Here is a 16,998-nt window from a genome sequence, read left to right as displayed (position 1 = left end):
ACGCATATGCCCGAGCGTACGCCTGACCTTCACGCAACGGATACGTAATTACACAAAGAGATACCGATCCTGCCGACAGAGGGGCGCACCCGGCTGGATGCGCCCCCTGTGCCAGTACCGTCCGCCGCTGCTGCCCCGCCTCCGGCATCGCGATGACCGAGGAGCCGATCACGAGGTCGGCGAGCCAGGCGATCCCGCCGAGTGCGGCACCCGCGACCCGTGGCCGGCGACCGGTGCCGGAAGGAGTGCGGAGCGTACCTGAGGGAGCGGCCCTCCCGGCTCTCGTCGGCGACGAGCTTCGCGCAACTTCGGCCGGGGCCGGGGCGTCGGCCCCGGCCGGGGCCTCTGCGGCCGGGGTATCCGTGACCTCCGGACCCTGTGCGGCCGGTGGCTCCGGGGCCCGGCCGTCCTCGGAGTGGCCGTGTCCGTCATCACCGACTTCCCGTCCGTCGCCCGGTGTGCGGGTACGGATCGGACGGCAGGAGCGGTACATGACAATCCATTGCGGCCGGTGATCGCCCTTCGGTTACGGGAACCGGCCGGGCGTCAATGTGCCGTCACCGGCGCCGGACGGCGCCTGCGCGTACCGGTCACCTGACCGGAAGGTGATAGGCGATCCGGAAGCGATCGGCGGGCACCACCACGTCCGCCGTCTCGACCGCGCGACCCGACGCGTAGTACGTCCGCTCGATCACCATCACCACATGGCCCGGCACTCCGCCGAGCGCCAGGAGCTCCTCCGCCAGCCCCGGGCGCGCACCGACCTGCTCGGCCACGTTGTCCACGACGACATCGATCGCGGCCATCCGCTCGACCACCCCACAGCCGCCCAACGGGCCCTCCTCCGGCAGCATCACCGGCGTGCGCCCCGTCACGGCGAGCGGCTCCCAGGAGGTGGAGAGCATCATCGGCTCCCCCGCCTCACGGAAGGTGTATGCCGTCCGCATCACCCGGTCGCCGGGCTCGATGCCCAGGCGCTCGGCGATCTCGGCGCTCGCCCCCTCCTGTTCGCTGCGGGACTCCCACGTCCCGTGCACCCCCTCCGCCGTCTGTTCCTGACGGAACGGACTGGCGCCGGCCGCGGACCGGTAGCCGGAGCGGGCGATCCGCCGCGGGACGGGGCGCTCACGCACATACGTGCCGGAACCGGAGCGCCCCTCCACCAGGCCCTCGGCCATCAGCACCTTCCGCGCCTCCAGCGCGACGGTGTCCGAGACTCCGTACTCCTCGCGGATACGGGCCTGCGAAGGCAGGCGCGTATGTGGCGGCAGCGCACCATTGACGATCTTCTCTCTCAGATCGCTTGCAACGCGCAAATACGCGGGCTGCTCACCGAAAGTCACAGGCCACTCCCAACAGGTTGACAGTCTGCAACAGCCTGACAACCGTCGGTTGTGAACCGCAAGCACAGGCCAAAGATTCACCCGAAGTGATGATTCGTCTTGCTCTCATACATATCCAGCTGCCGGGCACCAGAGGGATCTCGGCTCTTCTCCCGCCTCATCCCCTCCTCCGGTTCACCGCAACCGCATTCGGCCCCACGCAGGAGCGGGGCGACCGCCGAAGCAGCCGCCCCACCTGTCCGACGCGTCACGGACGCATCGTCATCGAACTGTCGTCGCCAGGACCGTCGCCGCCGGAGCTGTCGCCGCCGGGCCCGTCGTCGCCGGCACCGTCGTCATCAGAACTGCAGGCCCCAGGAGTTGATCCTCCCGGTGTCCCCCGCCGCGTTGTCGGCGACCCGCAGCTTCCAGGTGCCGTTGGCCACCTCCGACGAGGCGTTCACCGAGTAGGTGGTGTTCACGTCGTCGGCGCTGCCACCGGCCCCGTAAGCCTTCAGGTTGTAGACCGAACCGTCGGGCGCGACCAGGTCGATCTTCAGGTCGCCGCTGTAGGTGTGCGTGATGTTCACGGGCACGCTCAGTGTGGCCGGCGCGTTGCCGGTGACACCGGTGACGGTGATCGGCGACTCGACGGTGGAGTTGTCGCCGATGGCGTAGCTCGTCGTGCTCTCGAACTTCTTGCCGCCCGGCGGGGTGGTGGAGCCGCCGCCGACGTTCAGCAGCCGGTTCGGCGAGCCCGTGCCCGGGTTGGTCACCACTCCGGTGCCGGCCGCGGCGACCAGTCCGGCGGAGACCTGTGCCGGGCTGTCGCTCGGGTGGTCGGCCAGATAGAGGGCCGCGGCGCCGGCCACGTGCGGGGTCGCCATCGACGTACCGGAGATGGTGCTGGTGGCGCTGTCGCCGGTGTTCCAGGCCGAGGTGATCGACGAACCCGGGCCGAAGATGTCCAGCACGCTGCCGTAGTTGGAGAAGCTGGAGCGGGCGTCGGTGCTGGTGGTGGAGCCGACCGTGATGGCCTCGGTGACCCGCGCGGGGGACTTCGTGGAGGCGTCGGTGGACTCGTTGCCCGCGGCGACGGCGTAGGTGATGCCGGACGCGATGGACTTGCGCACGGCGGCGTCGAGCACCGAGTCCGCCCCGCCGCCCAGGCTCATGTTGGCCACGGCGGGCTTGACGGCGTTCGCCGTCACCCAGTCGATGCCCGCGACGACCTGCGCGGTCGTGCCGGAGCCGCTGTTGTCGAGGACCCGGACGGCGACGATCTTCGCCTTCTTGGCCACGCCGTACGCCGAACCGGCGACGGTGCCCGCCACATGGGTGCCGTGGCCGTAGCCGTCCTGCGCGGTGTTGTCGTTGTCGATGGCGTCGTAGCCGTACGAGGCCCGGCCACCGAAGTCGCTGTGGGTGATCCGCACACCGGTGTCGATGACGTACGCGGTGACACCCTCACCACCCTTGTCGGGGTAGGTGTAACTCTGGTTCAGCGGCAGGGACTTCTGGTCGATCCGGTCGAGTCCCCAGGAGGGCGGCGAGGGCTGGGTGCCGGTGACCCTGAAGGTCCGGTTCTGCACCACGGACTCGACGGCCGGGTCGGCGGCGAACTTCTTCGCCTGGCCCTCCGAGAGCTCCACCGCGTAGCCGTTGACGGCGGCACGGTAGGTCTTCTCGATCTCGGCGCCGTACTTCTCGGCGAGCGCCCTGCCCTTCGCGGAACCCGCGTCGGCCGATTCGTCGAGCGTGACGATGTAGCTGCCGCTGATGGTGCCCGGGGCACCCGCGTTCTGGATCCGGCCCTCCGCCGCCGGCCCGGACGCCGAGGCGGGGAACGCCGCCGCGCCAAAGAGCGCGAGGGCCGCACCGGCCATGACGCTCGCCGCGGCGATTCTTCGGCGTGCGTGGGGGGTGTGCCGCGTCACTGACATGTGGGGGGGTCCTCCTCGATTGCGGTGCTCTGGTGGGGGGTTCACGTGCGGTCGGGACGGAACAGAGACTGCTCAGCATGGGCATGACAATCAACTGCTGCGAGTTCCACGCTGCCCACGGCCCCGCCGACAGCGAAAGATTGACCGATTCTTGGAAATCGCACAAGGGTGCGTTGGGCTCCGCAATACCTTCGCCACGGGGCTGCCACACACCTGACATGCTGACGGGCATGCCCGCATACATCTGCCCGCAGGACGGCACCCGCGCCGGGACCACCGCTCTCACCTGGTGCTGCCCGGTCTGCCGCGGCCCCTGGGACCTCGAATTCGAAGCCGCCGGCACGCTCTCGCTCAACTCCCTGGCCGGGCGCGTCAATTCACTGTGGCGTTACGAGGAGGTGCTGCCTCTCTCCTCGCCCGCGACCACGCTCGGCGAGGGCCGCACCCCGCTCGTCCCGCTCACCGGCACGGTCTCGGCCAAGCTCGACTTCCTGATGCCGACGCTCTCCTTCAAGGACCGCGGCGCGGTGATGCTCGCCGAGCTGGCCCGCCGGCTGTCGCCCGAGCGCGTCGTCGCGGACAGCAGCGGCAACGCCGGCACGGCCGTCGCCGCGTACTGCGCCCGTGCCTCGCTCCCCTGCACGGTGTACGTCCCCGAGGGCACGTCCCCGAAGAAGACCGAGCAGATCCGGGCCCACGGCGCCCGCCTGGAGATCGTCCCCGGCGACCGCGAGGCCACCGCGGCCGCCGCCCGTACCGCCGCCGACGCCCCCGGCACCTTCTATGCCTCGCACGTCTTCAACCCGTACTTCCTGCACGGCACGAAGACGTATGTGTACGAGATGTGGGAGGACCTCGGCGGCCGGCTCCCGGACGCCATCGCCGTACCGGTCGGCAACGGCACCCTTCTCCTCGGCGCGGCCCTGGCCACCGCCGAACTGCACGCCCAGGGGCTGATCGACCGGCGACCGGCGCTGATCGCCGTACAGGCCGAGGCCGTCTCCCCCCTGGCCGCCGCCTTCCGCGCCGACGCCGACAAACTGCCCGACGCCCCGGCCGGCCCCGCCGCACCCACCCTCGCCGAGGGCATCGCCATCCCCCGCCCGCCGCGCGCCCGCGCCATCCTGGCCGCGGTCCGGGAATCGGGCGGCACCTTCCTCACGGTGACCGAGGATCAGATCCGTGCCGCACAGCTGGATCTGGCCGCCCGCGGGTTCTACGTGGAGACGACGGGCGTCGCCTGCTGGGCCGCGGTCGGCGGCTGGACGGACCGGAGCGTCGTCGTCCCCCTGTGCGGCGCGGGTCTCAAGACCGGTCTCGCGACCTGACGGAGCGGACCACCGGCGCCCGCTGTCACGTCGGCCGCCCCGTCAGCCGTTCACCCCGCGTGCCGCGCACCGCCACGCGGCACGCGGTTCCCTACCTTCGTACGGTGAGCCTCTCGCGCAGCTGTCTCCTCACGTCCCTCGCGCCTCTCGCGCCCCTGGTCGCGGGCGCCCTGATCGCGTCTCCGAGCCCCGTCTCGTACGCGACGGCGCCTCCTTCCGCCCCTTCCGCTCCTTCCGCCCCTTCCGCTCCTTCCGCTCCTTCCGCGGGGACCACCGCCTGCGGCCAGGACACCGATCCCTCCTGGGCCCTGACATCCACCCGGTTCGGCGAGGCAGCCGGCTACGCCCCCTACACCGGCAACGGCTACCTGGGGCACCGGGTGCCCGCCGCGGGCGCCGGGTACGCCGCCTCGGGCGAGAAGACCGGCTGGCCGCTGTTCACCCCGCGCTACGACGGCGCGTTCGTCTCCGGCCTGTTCGGGCGCGACAAGGATCTCGCCGCCGGCCGCGAGGTGGTCGCCGCACTGCCGAGCTGGACCGACCTCGACGTACGCGTCGGCGACGAGACCTACGGCTCCGACACGCCCCCCGGCCGGATCTCGCGCTACCGTCAGACGCTCTTCCTGCGCTGCGGACTGGTGCGCACGTCGCTGCGGTGGACCACGGCCGACGGGCGCGCGACCGACCTGACGTACGAGGTGCTCGCCGACCGGTCCGATGTGCACACCGGCGCCGTACGTCTGCGCATGACACCGCACTGGAACGGCACCGCGACCGTCACCGGCCGCCTCGACCCGAGGGGCGCGCGCCGGCTCGATCTCGACGCCGACGGAACGTTCCGCACCCGGGGCACCGGCACCATGGGCGCGATCGTCCAGGCCGTGCGCTCCGGAGCGCCGGGGGCCGGAGCGCCGGTCGCGGCGCGGAGCACGCACCGGGTGCGGGACGGGCGTACGTACACCTTCGAGAAGTACGTCGGCATCGACACCGCGCTCACCTCCCCCGCCCCCCGCGACGCCGCCCGCGACGCCGCCCGGCGCGCGGCCCGGCGCGGCTGGTCCGGGGTGCTCACCGCGAACACGGCTGCCTGGCGGCGGGCATGGGCGGCCGACATCTCCGTACCGGACAGCCCCGAACTGCAGAAGTGGCTTCGGGCGGCACAGTACGGACTGCTGGCCTCCACCCGGGCCGGTTCGCGCGACAGCATCGCACCGGCCGGTCTGACCAGCGACAACTACGCCGGAATGGTGTTCTGGGACGCCGAGATCTGGATGTATCCGGGACTGCTCGCCACCCGCCCCGAGCTGGCCCGCCCGGTCGTCGAGTACCGCTACCGCACCCGCGACGCCGCCCGCGCCAACGCCCGGAAGCTGGGGTTCCAGGGCCTGTTCTACCCGTGGACGAGCGCGAGCGGCGGCGATCTGTGGTCCGAGTGCCAGAGCTGGAACCCCCCGCACTGCGTCACCCAGAACCATCTCCAGGGCGATATCTCGCTGGCCGTCTGGCAGTACTACCTGGCGACCGGGGACCGCGACTGGCTGGCCGGGCGCGGCTGGCCGCTGCTCGAAGGGATCGCCGACTTCTGGGCCTCGCGGGCCACCGCCGACGCCGACGGCGGCTACTCGGTGAAGGACGTCGCGGGCCCCGACGAGTACAGCAACGGTGTCAACGACGGAGTCTTCACCAACGCGGTCGCGGTCACCGCCCTGCGCAACGCCACCCGTGCGGCGCGACTGCTCGGACACCCCGCACCGGCCGAGTGGACGCGGGTCGCGGACGGCCTGCGCATCCCGTACGACCCGGCGCGGAAGCTCTTCCTCCAGTACGCGGGCTACAACGGCTCGACGATCAAGCAGGCCGACACGGTGCTGCTGATCTACCCGCTGGAGTGGCCGATGGAGCCGGGCGCCGCCGCGTCCACCCTCGACTACTACGCGGAGCGCACCGACCCGGACGGCCCGGCCATGACCGACTCGGTCCATGCGATCGACGCGGCCACGATCGGGGAGCCCGGCTGCGCGACGTACACCTATCTCCAGCGTGCCGTCCGCCCGTTCATGCGCGGCCCGTACGCCCTCTTCAGCGAGGCCCGGGGCGCGAAGGCGGGCGCCCAGGACCCGCTTTCGGGCTCCCCCGCCGAGGACTTCCTCACCGGGAAGGGCGGGTTCCTCCAGGTCTTCACGCACGGTCTGACGGGCCTGCGGCTGCGGGAGGACGGGGTACGTCTCGATCCGATGCTGCCGCCGCAACTGGGCAGCGGCGTCACACTGACGGGCCTGCACTACCGGGGCCGTACGTACGACCTGGCGATCGGCCCCCGGACGACCACGGTCCGGCTGACCTCCGGCGCCCCCTTCACCATCCACTCCCCCGCAGGCCCCCGCCTGCTCACCCGCACGCTCGCTCTCCCCACCCGCCGCCCCGACCTCGCAGCGACGACCGACGCGGCCCGCTGTCGCCCGGCGACGGCGACATCGGAAGCCCCCGGCCTGTACGCTGCCGCCGCGGTGGACGGCAGCCAGGCCACCGCCTGGTCCCCGGACGGCGCGACGGGCGCACTGACGGTGGACCTGGAGCGTACGGGCGTGGTGACCGCGGCCGAACCGGAGTGGACGGACACGCGCCCCTCCTCGTACCACCTGGACACATCACCCGACGGCACGTACTGGCAGCCGTACCGTGCGGGGGCGGTGGCCCGCCTGGTACGGCTGACGGTCGAGTCCGAGGACGCGCAGAAGCCCGCGGGTGTGAGGGAGTTGAGGATCACACAGCCGTAGCCGGAGGGGCGTACGGGACATCGGCCGCGGGCGCGGGCACGCAACCTGCTGCCGAAGCCGTAGTGGCGGCCGAGCAGTTCCCCTGACCGGCCGCGGCCCCGGCGCCTCAGCCCTGCGGCTGGAAGTAGCGGGCGCCCTTCTCGATCAGATGCGAGGCATAGGCCCGTCCCAGGGCCGGCTTCCCTCGGTACATGCCCACGTAGCCCTGCGCACTGTCGACCACCACCGGGCGCGCGAAGCAGGCGAACTGATTGCGCTGCTTCTCCTCCGCCCACGCCATCGCGGCCGGATCGATCCGATCACTGACGAGAACGGGGAAGGCCGCGACACCGGTCTGCATCCCGACGGGCAGACCGCCCTTGTTCTTCTTGGCGTACGCGAGCACCTGCGTGGTGAATGTGTCGATGACGGGCACGGTGACCTCGGGCACGGCGGCGGCCACGGTGAACAGATGCAGATTGGTGGCCGCCCACCGCATCCGGAAGTCGGCCCGCCGCCCGACGAGGACCGGGACTCCGGACCAGTCCTCCCAGCGCGGGGCGCAGGCATCGGCCGCCAGTCGGCTCTCGACCGTGGCCAGGTAGTTCCGTATCGACTCTTCGCTCATGGCCGCGATTGTCCACGGACCGGCCCGGTTCGTGGAATACGGGGCGACGGACATCCTGCGCACCGGCCCCGGGCGCGCGCCGCCTCCGGCGGACCGTCAGCGACTGTCGCGGTGGCCGTTCCCCGGGCTCGTGGTGAGAGGGGCACCCGAGGGGGTTCGCGGGGGCCTGCCCTGGAGGCCCGCGGCCAGCTTCCGGATCGCGGGGAGCCTCGCGAGCAGCGCATCCCCGGGACAGTTGGTGGCGAAGCCGTCGCGGTGGCCGGAGATGGCGTCGAACTCGGCCGAAGTACCCTTGGCGTAGCGGCTCTTGCCGTTCGTGGAGGTGAGCCGCACCTTGCCGGCGGCGTCGATGCCGCTCAGGCCGAGCTTCCATGCGGCGAGGGCCGCGATGGCGTGCTCCATGGCTGCCGGTACCGATGCCCCCGTTCCGAACGTACCGATCGCCGCGATGCCCGCTGTGCCCTGGTTGAACCCGAGGGTGTGGGAGCCGACGACGGGCCGGTCGGCGCCGCCGGCGCGGCCTTCGTAGATGGTGCCGCACTTGTCGACGAGGAAGTTGTAGCCGAGGTCGCCCCAACTCCGGTCACGGATCTGGCCCGTATACAGATTGCGCAGGGTACGGGGGACGTTCGCGCAGTCGTAGCCGTTGGGGGTGTCGGTGTGATGGATGAAGACCGCCCTGACGCCTTCCGCGTAGTGGGCCCGGGGGTCACGTTTGGTCTCGTCGGCCCGCCACTGCGCACGGGGCACTATGGCGGGCCGGGGCACCGTGCGGGGCAGGACCATCGACGTGGCCCCGAGGGCCGGGAACGGCCGCCCGATGTCGGCGACCGGCTGGGCGGTCGCTCCGGGCCGCCACACGGACGGTGCCCCTTCCGGAGCTGTGTCCGGGACGGCTCGGACCGCCGTCACTCCGGCAGGTGCCGCCAGCAGGGGAAGCGCCATGGGAACCGTGGCCCACAGCGCTATTCGGTACAGACGCACAGGAAAACCTTCTTCGTCTTTCGCCGGGATGCCGGCGGGAGCGCGTATGCCCATAGCTTTGCGGCGACAGGTTTCCGGCGCGCGCCGGGTTAGTGCAGACAGGCGAGCACGACGGCGCATCACCCAACTGCCGCACGGAGCACGACGACAGCACGCGGCGGAACGTGAGGCATAGAGCTCCCACCTGCGAAAACGTGGCTCTACGGGCGCTCACCGGCTTCGGACATGAGCTCGTCCAGAGCCTCTCTTGCGAGCGGGACGAACCGCCGGTGCATGTTCTCCAGATGCGTGGCCGTCTCGGCAGCCCTGGCCTGATACCGCTCGTTCGCCGTGTCACTCACCGGCCCTTTGCCCAGCTCGATCAGGTACTGAATGGGCGGGCCGATGTGCTGGTCGACGGCTTCGGCATACTCCGCCGCGGCCTCAGCCACTGAAGGCGGCCCTTCGAGCTGCACCGTATGGGCCGCCCGCAGAGTCGCCCGTACCGCATCGATGGCCGCGCCGCGCCTGATGTCATAGCGCTGCTGGTCAAAGGGGTCGAAAGTCAGCCGTGAGAGTTGCCAGACAGCCCCCTGCGCTTCGTGTGCCGCGTCCATCAGGCCCTGGTAGGCGGCTTGTCTGCGCTCCCTCCGCCACTTTCGATGCTCGACGCGGAGTTCTCGAAGCTGGGTGCGGTCCTGTGCGCCCTCTTGGCGTATCTGCTGCCGTTCGAGGGCCTCATCTTTGCGCCGCTCCGTTCGTGCCGTGACGAACGCCGTCAGTCCGCTGCCCATGAGGGTGCCGACGATCGCGATCACCGTGGTCATCAAGGTGTTCCCCATGGAGCGACAGTGTGAAGTACGGCCCACCGCCTGTCTCCGATCACGGGGCAACCGATGCGGCAATGAGGCGCGGGTCCGGAATCAACAGGGCAACGGTTGCCCGCCCAGCACCGCCACCGCCACCGCCACCGCCACCGCAGTCCCTGGGCGAACTTGGCGTTCTCGCTGCGCTGGAGGAGGACTACACGGTTGGTGGCCTTGTCGTGGACGATGACCGCAGCGACCAGCAGGGTCATCGATTCGAGCGCCGGCTTGAGGGCTTGGGAGCGGTTGCCGGTCCGCTGGGCCACGGGATTCTCTTCGCCGGTCGGGTTGTTGGGCATGTTGGGCGAGGGCCTCGCGGGCGCGGCGGGCGAGATCGGCGGCGCCGGGGACGCGGCGGCGCTGGTGGACCGCGAGCGTGGAGCGGATCGAGGTGGGCCTTCAATCGGCCCACCTCGTGACGGTCCGGGAGTGGGCTTCCCTTCAAGAGGTGGCCACGGGATCACCGGAGGCGGTGCAGCAGGGCGGGCTCGTCAGGCTCCGACCCCAACCCGGCACGGGAAAAACCAGGGGCCCGACTCCGAAGAGCCGGACCCCATCTGACCTGTATGTTCGCCAGGCCTCCAACGTGGTGTTGTGTCACCCGCTCACACGTTGAAGCGGAATGTCTGCGAGCCGATCCTGACCTGCGGCGGAACGCCATCCAGGGCTCTGACCAGGGGTTTCTCCGTTGGCATGCGTTGGCCTCCGACGGCCGCTTACGGTTGTCCTGCGGACTGTCTGCGGACAGCTCGCTCCGTCGCCGAATCAGGCACGAGTCCAGCCGGACATTGCACGAGCCGGACCTCGTCCGTCCGTGAAGCATGGATGGGGTGCTGCCTCGCTATACGTCGCTGGCCTGGAAGCGGATAGCCGGTCCGGATCCATCGCTGTCCTTCCTCTCGGGAGTCAGCAGTGCGAAGGCGACGGAGACGTGGGTGGGATCACTGATCGCGCCGAGGGCGCCCAGGCGCCCTCGCCAACGCTGGAACTGTGGGATCTCGGGCGCCCCGCTACAAGGCCGCACGGAAACCCGGCTTGGGCTACGTCCCTGGTCAGGGCCTGATGGTCCTGACGAACCGCGAAGTCTCTCGGTGACTGGCCATCTCCGCCCATCCGCTTATGACCAGCACGAGCGCCCGGAGCCCCAAGCACACCAACCCCCTAACCCGCGACTTCACGATGCACACCGTCTATTGGGTGTCCAGTGCGCCACCGGGATGGGCACCTGGGCCTGTGTCAGTTACCGTCGCCCGTGCCGAAAACCACACCGGAGGGGCTCTCCGCCTCCCCCGAGGTCCGCGACGTGGGAATCGCCGGCATCGGCGAAACCGCCGGAGGCACCTCACCCGACGGTCTCCCGCCCAGCGCCTCCCACTGCGGGAGGTAGACCTTGAGCCGCCGCGAATGCGCCTCGTCGAGGTCCAGCGAAAGAAGCGGGCCGAGGACCGCTTCAGCGCCCTGGACGGTGAACGTCTCGGCGGTGCCGTCGGTGTGGTGCTCCAACCACTCAAGTGACCAGTCCACAACCCGACCCGTCTCGGTCGCCGAGAGATCCTCCAGCGCGAGCAGGGATCCGAGGAGCAAGTGAGACTGCCAGTCCGGAATGTGACGCTCCAGCCACGCGAACGACCATGAGATCGCCTTCGTGCGTTGCGCCAGTGTGATGTCGGTACGCGCCAGGCGGGGCTCAAGCACGAAGCTCACGTCGAGCGCGGTGGGGTCCGCCGACACCCGGGTGGTCACCAGAGATTCAACCGTTGTGGCCTGGTCGGCTGGCAGGTCCGAGCGCTCGGCGAGGACGCCCAGCATTTGCCAGGCGTCTGCCAGCTTCTGCTGGGATATCCACCGTAACCCACAGTCGACCAGCCTCCTGGTCTGGGCCTCGCTCAGGTTCGTCGGACCGAACAACGACCGCAGCGTTTGGGGCGACTGCGGTGAATGGCTATGGCTTTCCAGCCAGGCGATACCCGTGTTCACCAATTCGTCGCGGTCGGCCGCCCCGATCCGGTGGTGCTCGGCGAGCGCGGTCATGACGCGCCGCGCCGCACGGCTGTTCCTGTGATCTCTCAGCCAGCCCATCGCCTCCGAAAGCGCCCACTCCCACTCATCGTCCGTCAGATCGTTCCTGACGAGCAAGGGCTTGAGGACGAACCCCGCCTCCGCCATCGAGCGGTGACGGGTGAGCCACGTCCGGGCGAACGCGACCGTGTCACGCACCCGCTCCTCCACGAGCCCGGAGTACTCCAGCAGTCTCTCCAGAAGGAAATACGCTTTGGGCCCTGTTCCCCGGTCCCGCAGCCAGCCGATGGCCAGAAGGGCTCCGGCATCGAACTGGTCGTCATCCAAACCGGCGTGGGAAAGGAGCGATTGCAGCAGATACCGACTACGGGCATGACCCTCATGCCTCACGAGCCACTGCAGGCTGTACGCCACCACGTCGCCGAGGTGCCCGTCCGTCATCTCCGGCGCCCTGAGCAGCGACTGGATCAAGCGCGTGGCGGTGACATCCGCCCAGTGCGCCTCCAGCCAGGCAAGGGCCGAGGCAACGGCTCTACCGGTGAGTTCCCCCACCGGATCGGAATGCTGCAGCATTGGGTGGTCCAGCACGTCGATCAGCAAAGGGAGCGCCTCCGCATGCGTGGCGTTTTCCTCAAGCCACTCCACCCCGGAGACCAGCTGCCGCAACTCTTCCTCGTCCGTGCGCGCCGTGCGCTCCTGGAACAACCTCCGGAATTTCTGGGCCCCCATCCAGGTGCCGGTGTTCCGCTGCTCCAACATCTCGGAGAACCTGGTGGCACGGGCACGCTGCTCGGAGGAGAGTTCGGGCCGCCCCAGCAGCTCCGGCAGGAGGCGATGGGTCCCAGCCGCGGGACACTTCCGCTCAAGCCACCTCAGGGCCTCCCGCACGCCGGCCGCGGCCTCCTCCGCCGTGAGGTCGTCGCGCGCGAGCAGCGCACCGAGGAGGTGGCCTGCGCTCTTCTCCTCCCTGTAGCTTCCAAGCCATTGGGCCGTCAGGAAGACGGCGGACCGCACCCGGGCGGACGGGAGATCACCACGGAGAAGAAGTGGCTGCAGGACGTGATCCGCCGTGCCCAGGGAACCGTGTACGCGCAGCCAGGACATCGCCGAGACAACCGCTTGGTCCGCCTGCTCGTCGGTGAGGTCTGGCCGGGCCAGCAGGGCAGGTAGGACAAAGCTGGCGTCCGTGGACTCCCCATACCGCGACAACCAATTGTTGGCGAATGTGATGACGCGGCGGATCTCGTAGGCGGGTATGGCTTCACGCTTGAGCAGGTGCTGCAGTACGAACCCCGCTGTCTTCTCGCGTTCGTGGAGTTCCAGCCAGGACATCGCCTGTCCTACGGCCCGTCGAGCCTGCTCGTCGGTGAGGCCACGACGGGTAAGCATCTTGGACAAGGTGAAGCTGGCGGCAACCTGGGTCGCGTAGGCATCTAGCCATAGGTCGGCATATCCCGTCACGCGCTCTCGTTCCTCGGGAGCGAGGCCGTCGCACTCGAGCAATCGGCCGATCAGGAAGTCGGCATCCTTCTCCGGGGCATGGACCTCCAGCCACAGTCCTGCGGACCTGACCACGAGCTCTCGTTCCTCGGGGGCGAGGTCGTCGCGGTCGAGCAACCGGCCGATCAGGAAGTCGGCATCCCTCTCCGAGGCGTGAGTCCTCAACCACCCGACCGCGTAGGAGACAGCCTGCTGGATCTGCGGCCTGCCCGCTCTCTGCATGTCCAACACTGGCCGCAGGACCCAATGGGCTCGCCGGGTGTCCCCGTGGTGTTCCAGCCATCTGAGCGCCAGCAGGGCAGCGTAACGGAATTCCTCGCGTGGAAGGTTGGCGTAGTTCAGTAGCGCGATCAAGACCTTCGACGAGCACTCAAGGGTGATGTTGTGGCCCACCCAGATGTAGGCCCCCGCAATCGCGCGGCGCACTTCGGCCTCGGTCAGGTCTGCCCGGCCCAGGAGGGATTGGAGAACCACTCCGGTCTGCCGTGCGGCCATTGAGGCTTCGCACCACCGCATGGCCGCCGAGACAGCTTTCCTCGACTGGTGGGGCGTGAGGTCACCGCGGGCGAGCAGGGCGCTCAGGACGAAGTGGGCTCCTGGGGACTCGCTGTGGAGATTCAGCCAGCCGACCGCCTTCTCGAGGGACGGGCTCAGCTCGGCCGGGAGTTCCGTCCTGCTGAGAAGCGGACCCAGGACGTAACTGGCGTCCTGCCGCCAGCCGTACTTCTCGAGCCAGAGCAGTGCCGCCGGGACGAGCTGGGCCGCGCTGTCGGCAGGAAGACGCGACAGGCCGCTGTAAAGCAGGTGACGGGCAACGACCTGGTCGCCGTACTCCTCCAGCCAGGGACCGGCGATCTCCTGCCAGTCCCGTACAGCGGCCTGCGACCAGGGTGGCCCGTAGACAAGTGCCCCGAGGGCATAGCTGCCCGCGTCCGCGTCGCGACGCATGACGTCGCCGATGGTGGAGGAGTTGTCCGCAAACCAGCGGTCGAGCAGCTCCGACACGGAGTCCCGTGGCTGAACCGCCAGGTCGTTCATCAACCGGGCGAGGTTCGTCGCGTAGCGCCCGAGCGTCCGGGGGCCGATGAGAGAGCCGCTCAACAGCGACAAGGCCCTCTGCCGGTCCGGGCGGCGGGAACCGGGTGGGAGGATCACGGACTCCATGAGGTGGTCGCAGACGATGTCGTGGGCGGTGGCCAGCATGTCGCCCGGACCTTCGCGCTGCAGCCAGCCCAGATCGAGCAGGGTTTCCACCACCTCCTCCGCCTCCGGCGTGTCCTCGGACTCCCGAGGCAGCGCCGCCTTGGCGGTCGCGACCACCTGGGCGTACTCCTGCGGACAGGCGGCCGCTGCGGCCGCGGCGGCCACCAGCAGCTCGGAGGCCGAGACCCGGTGGAAGGCAGTCCCCCCATGGCGGGTCTCCTCGCGCCGCATGACGGCGAGATCGTCCTCCTCCAGTCGGCTCCTGAGCCAGGAGGACAGCTCGCCACTCGCCCTCAGACCGGACAGGTCCCGCAGGCTGCCGGTCGCGACTCGCCGCTCCACCTCACGGGCGACCAGCAGCGCGATGATGGGCCGGTGGCCGCAGATCTCCCACATCCGGTCCATGCCGAACCGGTCGATGGCCGTGGGCGCCATCCTGGCCAGCGCCTGCTCCGCCACCTGCCGCTGGAATTCCTCGTCCTGCCGCAGATCGACCTCGTCGAAGAGCTCGTACAGGTGGATCTCGTTCGTTTTGCGCAACCACCCAGGACGTGCCGTGGCGAGGAAGGCGACCTTGATCTCCTTGTGACGTGCCTCCGGCAGGAGCTGGTGGCGGAGTGTGGTCAGGTCGAGCCGCGGATTGTCGTCGTTCTTCCTGAAGTAGTGGTTGAGGTAGTCCAAGACCACCAGGACAGGAGTGTCCCCCGCCAACACCTGGTGGATGATCTCTGTGGTGACGTCCTCCTTCCCGCTGGGACGCAGATGCAGCACACGCCACCCCTCGTCCAGCGCCAGCCGTCCCACCTCAAGGACCGTACGGGTCTTACCGGTGCCGGCCGCACCGATCAGCAGCACACCCCGGTCGTCCGCCTCGCGAAGGCGGCGGAACAATTGGGACCGCTCGGTCTCGTGGTCCTGCCCCGGGGACACGTAGGGAAGGCATTCGGGGGTGAGGTTCCGCTCGAATCCACCGAGTCCCCTGACGAAACGCTCCTGGGCGATCACCGAGGGCAGCGGGTCAGGACCCGGTGGCGGCGGCTCAAGGACCCCGCCCGCCGACGCGGCGGCAGACTTCTCGCCGGTATAGGCCCGGTTGCGGGCGAGCGGGATCTGGTCGCCCTCGCCGCGGCAGGCGATGCGGGGCTCCGGTACCGCCTTACCGGCCTCCAGCCGACCTTTGAGCTGCTTTTTGAGGGCCCTCAGGACATCACCGGTCAGGAGGTACCTCTGTTCCTCGCCCCTGCGCCCCTTGTTGTCCAGAGGCCCCGTGATGCCCTCCTGGAGCACGGACACCAGCGCGAGGGTGAACACGCTGCCGTTCGGGAGGCAGATCGACTCCTCGGTCTCAGCGGCCGAGGTGAGAACGCAGGCACCGTCGATGGAAAAGGTCTCGTCCTCCTGCGCAGGAGCCGCACCGCCCATCCGTACGGCGAGCCCGCTGTGGCAGCAGTCGATGATGACGACCTTGTGCCGTGCCTGAGATGCCTCGACGATCGCCTTGAGCTCTTTGTACTCGATCGAGTGATAGGCATACCGATGGCTGGACTTCTTCGTGGCAAGAAGCAGGTCCTGCCCGTCCCGGGAGTAGTGACCGTGCCCGGCGAAGTAGATGAGAAGCAGGTCGGATGCCCCATCGGCGGCGGCGCAGACGGCCTCGAAAAAATCGTTCCGCGTGCTGCCGGCAGAGAGGACGTTGCAGTCCCCCCTGCCGAGCGCTTCCACCTCGGGGTCGGTCAGCTGGTCGAGCAGTGCAGGAATGTTCTTGGCGACGCCTTCTAGCTTGGGAAGCGTCTCGTAGTCGTGGACGCCTAAGAAGACTGCTCGGGACCGCGGGACCGACCGGTCGGTCATGACTGGGCGGCGTCGTCGTTCGCGTTCCCGGCCTCCAGGCGGCGCAGCAGATCCGCCAACTGCTCCGGATCGAGATGGCTGATGTCGACCGTCGTGCCCCCGAAGGTCAGCGTGCGCGCGCCCCGGGCCCGGTCGCCGGCGCGTGCGAGCCGCCAGCCGGCGTAGCCCACCGCGAAGTTCGCGATGTCGCCGGCGGATCCCAGAACGATTTCCAGAGCGTCGAGCGCGCCCATGGTGGGGCCTGGCATGGAGACGGGTGTGACGGGCAGCGTCCGCGCCTTCGGATCACGGGCCAGCCAGTCCTGAAGCTCCGTCAAAGCCGGCTTCTCGCCATCACTTTCGATACGAACGCGCATCATGACCCCCCTTGTCCTTGTGTGAACAGACGTCGATATTAGGGGACCGACCAGCCAGCACTCGACCGAAAGTGCGGGACTGCCGCACGGACAGGTGACATCACCCACGCCGCCCTCGCCTTCGACAACCCCTGGAAGTGATCACCACTGAGAAGAACTCGGTGGCCTCACTAGTAGGGCTTGGTCATGTTGGTGCGGGGTCTGGCATGTCGCGGTGACAGGTGGGGCAGGCGCCGGTCCAGGTCGCGATGAGTATCTGCAGC

General features: G+C 69.5%; 9 protein-coding genes and 1 pseudogene. 2 read left to right on the top strand and 8 right to left on the bottom strand.

The genetic code is table 11. The annotated features are described in order from the left end of the window. Nucleotides 1-590: 590 nt before the first annotated feature. Complete coding sequence (locus ACFV8T_RS35715) at nt 591-1,343, bottom strand: GntR family transcriptional regulator (protein WP_385335702.1); 753 nt, start codon at nt 1,341-1,343, stop codon at nt 591-593. Nucleotides 1,344-1,681: 338 nt separating this feature from the next. Continuing rightward, nucleotides 1,682-3,265 (bottom strand): S8 family peptidase, encoded by a 1,584-nt coding sequence (locus ACFV8T_RS35710; RefSeq protein WP_385335700.1) that lies wholly within the window; start codon nt 3,263-3,265, stop codon nt 1,682-1,684. A 230-nt stretch (nt 3,266-3,495) separates the two neighbouring features. On the opposite strand from ACFV8T_RS35710, the gene ACFV8T_RS35705 reads away from it, so the two are divergent. Both ACFV8T_RS35705 and ACFV8T_RS35700 read left to right on the top strand, forming a co-directional pair. After that, the gene (locus ACFV8T_RS35705; protein ID WP_385335698.1) at nt 3,496-4,593 is read left to right on the top strand and encodes a threonine synthase; all 1,098 of its coding nucleotides are present in this window, start codon (nt 3,496-3,498) and stop codon (nt 4,591-4,593) included. 104 nt (nt 4,594-4,697) lie between these two features. Next, nucleotides 4,698-7,370, top strand: a complete 2,673-nt coding sequence (locus ACFV8T_RS35700; protein WP_385335696.1) for a glycosyl hydrolase family 65 protein — start codon at nt 4,698-4,700, stop codon at nt 7,368-7,370. Between the two features lie 106 nt (nt 7,371-7,476). On the opposite strand, the gene ACFV8T_RS35695 is transcribed toward ACFV8T_RS35700, so the two are convergent. From ACFV8T_RS35695 to ACFV8T_RS35670, 6 genes and pseudogenes are all read right to left on the bottom strand, one after another. Further along, the gene (locus ACFV8T_RS35695; RefSeq protein WP_385335694.1) at nt 7,477-7,977 is read right to left on the bottom strand and encodes a levansucrase; all 501 of its coding nucleotides are present in this window, start codon (nt 7,975-7,977) and stop codon (nt 7,477-7,479) included. 96 nt (nt 7,978-8,073) lie between these two features. Further along, nucleotides 8,074-8,922 carry a peptidoglycan recognition protein gene (locus tag ACFV8T_RS35690; protein WP_385335693.1) on the bottom strand — a complete coding sequence of 283 codons (849 nt, stop codon included), beginning with the start codon at nt 8,920-8,922 and terminating at the stop codon, nt 8,074-8,076. 239 nt (nt 8,923-9,161) lie between these two features. Further along, nucleotides 9,162-9,767, bottom strand: a complete 606-nt coding sequence (locus ACFV8T_RS35685; RefSeq protein ID WP_385335691.1) for a hypothetical protein — start codon at nt 9,765-9,767, stop codon at nt 9,162-9,164. Nucleotides 9,768-9,919: 152 nt separating this feature from the next. Continuing rightward, nucleotides 9,920-10,105 (bottom strand): annotated as a pseudogene (locus ACFV8T_RS35680) (DNA mismatch repair protein MutT); the annotation flags it as partial. A gap of 937 nt (nt 10,106-11,042) precedes the next feature. Then, on the bottom strand, nt 11,043-16,379 hold the full coding sequence (locus tag ACFV8T_RS35675; RefSeq protein WP_385335689.1) for a caspase family protein: 5,337 nt from the start codon (nt 16,377-16,379) through the stop codon (nt 11,043-11,045). Then, a complete protein-coding gene (locus ACFV8T_RS35670; RefSeq protein ID WP_385335687.1) occupies nt 16,376-16,738 on the bottom strand; it encodes a hypothetical protein in 363 nt (120 codons plus the stop codon). Before ACFV8T_RS35670 ends, ACFV8T_RS35675 begins: the two co-directional genes overlap by 4 nt. Between the last annotated feature and the right edge of the window lie 260 nt (nt 16,739-16,998).

This window comes from Streptomyces sp. NPDC059832, assembly GCF_042731715.1.
In the GTDB taxonomy this organism is placed as follows: Bacteria; Actinomycetota; Actinomycetes; order Streptomycetales; family Streptomycetaceae; genus Streptomyces.
Note: the sequence above shows the minus strand (reverse complement) of the source record. Positions and strands in the feature narration are given on the sequence as shown.